The organism is uncultured Oscillibacter sp. (assembly GCF_910587525.1).
Classification (GTDB): Bacteria; Bacillota; Clostridia; order Oscillospirales; family Oscillospiraceae; genus Oscillibacter.
In genome coordinates, this window is the sequence record NZ_CAJULS010000147.1 from 1 (window position 1) to 5,010 (window position 5,010).

The window sequence follows — 5,010 nt, forward strand, 5'->3', positions numbered from 1 at the left end:
GTTCAATATAAAAAGTTGACAGACCAACCCCTTGGCGGTCTGTCAACTTATCATGGTCCGAGTGGCGAGACTCAAACTCGCGGCCTCGCGGTCCCAAACCGCGCGTTCTATCAACTGAACTACACCCGGATATTAAAATTTTTCGTTTTGCCTGTCTGTGGTCAATCCTATGGTCAAGGGGGGATTTTCGGAGCGGTTTTGCCGTTGGTAAGAATCCGGCAAACGCTACTGTTTCAAGGCCTTCCGGGCTTTGCCCACTCCCATTGTGGATGGCCCCGCCCACGCTCCCAAAGTAGGCGCGCTACCAACTGCGCAACACCCCGTTATAACAGCAAAGACTCACCCGCTGCTTTGCCGCGGAAAGGGCCGGAGCAGACACGCTCCAGCCCTCCTATTTTACAGCATTTCCTTCCAAAGGTCAAGTCTGTTCTCTGAAGTTCTCTTCCTGGCGGCACACCTTCACACCTGCCAGGGCTACGGCGAAGACAAACCAGAAGATGACCATCACTCTGGGGTAGTTCCAGAGGTAGTCCGCCAGACCGCAGACCATGGCGCCGCACAGGGCCGACGCCGCGGCACAGGTGATGGTCCGGGCGGTGGAGGAAGCGCAGTGGCGGACAGTGCGGGCCGCCTGCTTGATGTTCCAGAGCATGGCGCCCACGAAGCTGACCGCACCGATAATGCCCGTCTGAAGCCATACCTCCAGGTAAAAGTTGTGGGAGTGGACATAGGGAAAATCGGCGTGGTAGAGGTTCCAGTCGGCAATGAACACCTTGGGCGTGGCAGTGCCCAGGCCTACGCCCCGGATAGGACGGCTGGCGATTACTTCCACGGCCGCCCGCAGAGTGGGCAGGCGGTTCAGGGTGGAGGAGTCCGACAGATTGCCGATGGTCAGAATCCGGTTCCAGATAGTGGTGGGCAGCAGCGGGATACACAGCACGCACAGCACCGCGCACAGGGGGATCAGTCTGGGTTTCCACAGGAAGACAAAGACCGCCATGGCGCAGGCCAGCCCCACCCAGCTGGCCCGGGAATAGGTCATGCCTGCGGCAGCTACGCCCACCACCAGGATTCCGCAGGCCAGCAGTTTGCTGTAAAGATGCCTGGAGCAGAGAATCAGCGCCACCACCAGGGGCAGCAGCAGGAGAAGAACTTCACAGAAGGTGTTGGCGTTGTCAAAAAAAGAGTCCACGCGCCCGGGCATTCCGGCATTGACCTTCAGATCCACTGTGGAGCGGCTGACCTCCACGCCCTGAATGCGCTGATAGACACCGTAGAGGGAGGACACCAGCACGCAGACTCCGCCGCCGGCGGCCAGCCGTTTCAGATCCTCCCCGTGGCGGACGGCGCTGACCGTTACCACCACGCAAAGTGCAGCGGAGAAGTGATAGAACAAAAACCGCAGAGACTGAGATGGCGCGTAGGAGTTTACCACGCCCATGGCCACCGCGCCCAGCAGTACCACCGGGTAAAAGCCAACTGACGCCATATCCAGCCGGAAGTCCCTGCGGCGCATAGCCCCGATGTAAAACAGCGCCAGCAGCAGGGCAAAGCCCATAAGGCTGTACGCGTTGTTCCAATACGCGTAGGGAATGATCCACAGCAGCATGACCAGCCAGGACTCTGCCACGGCGGTCTCCTCGCCCATCGCAAAGGCCAGCCGGGCAAAGAAGCTGTCCTCAAACGTGACTGGCAGGGCGTTGTAGAGCCTGTGCAGCAGCCAGCCGGGCAGATTAACCAGAAGGGACAGAACGCGGCAGAGAAGGCTGCCCTTCCAGGCTCTGGCCGCCGCGCCTTCCCGGCACAGGGGGCGCAGAACAACGCTCTCGTCGATCTGGCGGTTGCACCAGCGGCCCAGAGCGGCCAGCAGGCGGTGGAGGGCGCTGCTTTCGTAGACGGCTGCCAGAGCCAGGCACAGGCGGTATAATAAACTCTCCCGGATCAGGGTCATAGAAATATCCTCGCTTCTTTGGAATCAGGCCCGGTTTTTCAGGCGGTACAGCTGGGTCAGCAGGAAGAAGTGCCCCCCCCGCACCAGAGCCGCTGCCAGCTGTTTGTTGCGGCTCATGCCCGTGGGGATCACAGTCCGGATGGCCTCTGCCATCTCCGGCAAGGCGCAGAGCGCCTCCACCGCCCGCCGCTTTTGCGCCTGCGTCTTCGGATTGCCCTTGGCGTACTCGTTGCCGATGGCGATCAGAAGGCCCGCCCAGTTGGAGTTTTCCCGCCACTGGGGGCGGGCGGCCGCCAGGCCGTATTTCTCTGCCAGGGCCGCTTTGCGCTCCATAAAACGGGCAAAGACCTGCCGGAAGTCCGCCATATATTTGTGGGTGGCGGAGGCGGGGTTCAGCAGGTATCGGTACAGGGGCTCCTCCGTTACCGCCAGTTTTTGGGCGTTGCAGAAGTATTCCATCAAAAAGATCTCGTCCTCCAGGTAGGCCCCCTCGAAGGTAATCGCGGCGTCCCGGAGAATCCGGGCGGAGAAGAGGTAGCGCCAGATGAAGCCGTTAAAAACGGGCTGAGTCAGCCGGTCCCCAAGCAGGGGGTAGACAATCCCCTCCAGAATACCCTGCCGGTCATAGACTCCGGCGGGCAGGACCAGCTCCACGGAGGTGTCCCCGCCGGGGTACAGGTTCCGGTGGGCGCAGGCGGCGGTGTCCGCCCCGGCCTGGGCCCGCAGGTTCCACAGAATCTCCAGCGTCTGAGGTTCAAAGGTGTCGTCGGCGTCCAGAAAGGCGACGTACTCCCCCCGGGCCTCCCGGAGCCCCCGGTTCCGGGCCTCGCTGACGCCGGCATTTTGGGGCTGGTGAAGGGCCCGGACCCGGCTGTCCGCCGCGGCCAGCGCGTCGCAGATAGCGCCGGAGCCGTCGGTGCAGCCATCGTCTACCAGCAGCAGCTCCCAGTCGGAAAAGGTCTGGTTTGTCACACTCTCCGCGCACGCGGACAAAAATTTCTCCGCCTGATAGACGGGGACAATCACGGAAACGCCGGGCATGCCATCCCTCCTCAAAAAACGCTGTCTCCAGCGGCGGCCTGTCCCCCGCTGAAAGGCGGGGGCGGATAACAGGTATATTCTACCCCATTCCGACCGGAAGGTCAAGCGGAGAAAGGCCGGGGCCCTTTATGTCCGGCATCAGCGGGCGGATGTTCCGCCGGTCTCCGGATTCCAACGCTTGAACACGATGATTTCAGCGTCGGAGCCGAAGCCGCTGTACTCGGATACCATCAGGTAGTTTTCGTCGGCGGCGATCCCGTAATACCGGTCGCTGCCCTTTTTGCGCACCTGCGTGCCCAGATAGATTCTGCCGTCCTCCCAGAATTTTACGGCCTGTCCGTTTGGCAGGGTGTATTCGAGGTTCATGAAAGAACCCTTGAGGGCGTTGAGGTCCGTAATTTCCTCCATGTCCCGAATATCCAGGGCGCGGAACGCGCTGATCAGCGTCTCCTTCAGTTGGGCCAGGGCCGTACTCCCCCTTTGGCAGCACTCCGCCACCATGCACGCCCCGCCGAAGGGGCGGCCGCCGGTTTCCGCGCATCCGCCGCAGGCGGCGCTCAGCTGGCAGCTTGCGCAGTCAATTCCACAGATGGATTTCATGGTGTTCCTCCTTCGTGTTTGTCAAATTGTTCCCCTGCTCCGGCACAATGGGCAAATCCACCACGGAGAGGCCCCGCCCCATGGCATAGGCCACCGTGTACCGGGTGCCGCCGGGGGTGCCGTCAAAGGCGGCGATCAGCAGGGATGCGTGGTCCACCATGTACCGGTCCCGCCGGTGCATGCAGTGGGGCGTGTACTGGGCGGAGACTACGGTCTCATAGTCGCAGGCCGCCACCAGCCGGGCGTACCGCTCCCGCTGGGCCGGGGGCCAGGCGTCGGCCTGGGTGGGGCAGGGGATGGCGGCCTCCAGGGTCACCCCCGGGCGGGTCTCCCGCAGGCGGAGGACGGCCTCGCAGAAATAGAGGTCACACCCCAGGGCCATGCCGCAGAGAAAATGGCGGTACCCCTCCTCGTAGGCGGCCTCCGCCGCGTCCGCGATGCGCCGTTTCAAAGACACGCACCGGGGGTCCGCCTCTGCATAGCCCCAGGGGAGCTTTGCCGGGCGGTGCCCGGTGAAGCAGCAGGAGATCTGCCTTGCCCGCACAGAACCGCCTCCTCTCCGTTTCATCTTCCTCCCAGTATAGAACACTTGTTTCTGTTTGTAAAGAGCTTTTTAACATGGGTCGTGATAATTGGATAGGGCACAGGCTGTATTTTGTACATATCAGTCTTTTGACAGGTGCAAAAATCAGGCCGGGGAGGGTAAAAATCCCTCTCCAGTCTGGTTTTTGTGTCTTTTTGCCGTCTGGCGGACAGATGGCGTCTAGTGCCATGTGCAGGAACCCAACAGGCGCAGGATACTTTACAACAAAACGGCTATCCTGTTGTAAAGCCGGAAGTAAAGCCAGAAGGAGGGAACGAGATGGCCGGAATCCTGTATCCCCACAACGAGGAGGCATACCAGTCTGCCGCGGCGATGCCGGCCGTGTACGGCAAGGCCGCAAAATTTCCAGAGGAAATAATAAAAGCGCCTGCCCGTGGCCCAAAGGCAAGCGCCCGTTATCTGTTTATGTTCTCTAAAAAAGTTTTACATCAGTACCCATACCGCTTCCGGTATTTCAGCAGCAGTGCTGCCGCCATCACCGTCCCCAGCAGCTCGGCCACAGGTGTCGCCAGCCACACGCCGGTGACGCCGCCCAGCAGGACGGGCATGAGCTGAATGCTGGCGACCGTGAACAGGAATGACCGGGAGAAGGCCAGCACGGCGGACACCACACCGTTGGACAGGGCGGTGAACATACCGCTGGCAAAGACGTTCAGCCCCACGAACAGCAGAGCGATGGAGCACAGGCGGTTTCCCGTCACCGCCAGATCATACACCGGGCTGTCCGGCCGGGTGAAGATGCCCACCAGGGGGACGGTTGCCAGAATGGAGATTACCGTACAGAGGACGGATGCCCCGACGATGAATTTGACGC

The 5,010-nt window shown here is 61.3% G+C and carries 4 protein-coding genes, 1 tRNA gene and 1 pseudogene; all 6 read right to left on the reverse strand.

What is annotated here, in order from left to right; all coding sequences use genetic code 11:
* Positions 1-53 precede the first annotated feature (53 nt).
* A tRNA-Pro gene (locus QZ326_RS11090) sits at positions 54-129 on the reverse strand.
* A 289-nt stretch (positions 130-418) separates the two neighbouring features.
* Positions 419-1,951 carry an O-antigen ligase gene (locus QZ326_RS11095; RefSeq protein ID WP_295745170.1) on the reverse strand — a complete coding sequence of 511 codons (1,533 nt, stop codon included), beginning with the start codon at positions 1,949-1,951 and terminating at the stop codon, positions 419-421.
* 24 nt (positions 1,952-1,975) lie between these two features.
* Positions 1,976-2,992 (reverse strand): glycosyltransferase, encoded by a 1,017-nt coding sequence (locus tag QZ326_RS11100; protein ID WP_295745172.1) that lies wholly within the window; start codon positions 2,990-2,992, stop codon positions 1,976-1,978.
* Positions 2,993-3,130: 138 nt separating this feature from the next.
* Positions 3,131-3,592 (reverse strand): DUF3795 domain-containing protein, encoded by a 462-nt coding sequence (locus tag QZ326_RS11105; RefSeq protein WP_295745174.1) that lies wholly within the window; start codon positions 3,590-3,592, stop codon positions 3,131-3,133.
* On the reverse strand, positions 3,570-4,136 hold the full coding sequence (locus QZ326_RS11110) for an SLOG family protein (RefSeq protein ID WP_295745176.1): 567 nt from the start codon (positions 4,134-4,136) through the stop codon (positions 3,570-3,572). The genes QZ326_RS11105 and QZ326_RS11110 overlap by 23 nt, the downstream gene beginning before the upstream one ends.
* A gap of 488 nt (positions 4,137-4,624) precedes the next feature.
* A pseudogene (locus QZ326_RS11115) lies at positions 4,625-5,010 on the reverse strand (MATE family efflux transporter); the annotation flags it as partial.

Bases quoted from the DNA above. Each gene is read 5' to 3' on its own strand.
- QZ326_RS11105 (WP_295745174.1), bottom strand. From the start codon at position 3,592: ATGAAATCCATCTGTGGAATTGACTGCGCAAGCTGCCAGCTGAGCGCC.
- QZ326_RS11095 (WP_295745170.1), bottom strand. From the start codon at position 1,951: ATGACCCTGATCCGGGAGAGTTTATTATACCGCCTGTGCCTGGCTCTG.
- QZ326_RS11100 (WP_295745172.1), bottom strand. From the start codon at position 2,992: ATGCCCGGCGTTTCCGTGATTGTCCCCGTCTATCAGGCGGAGAAATTT.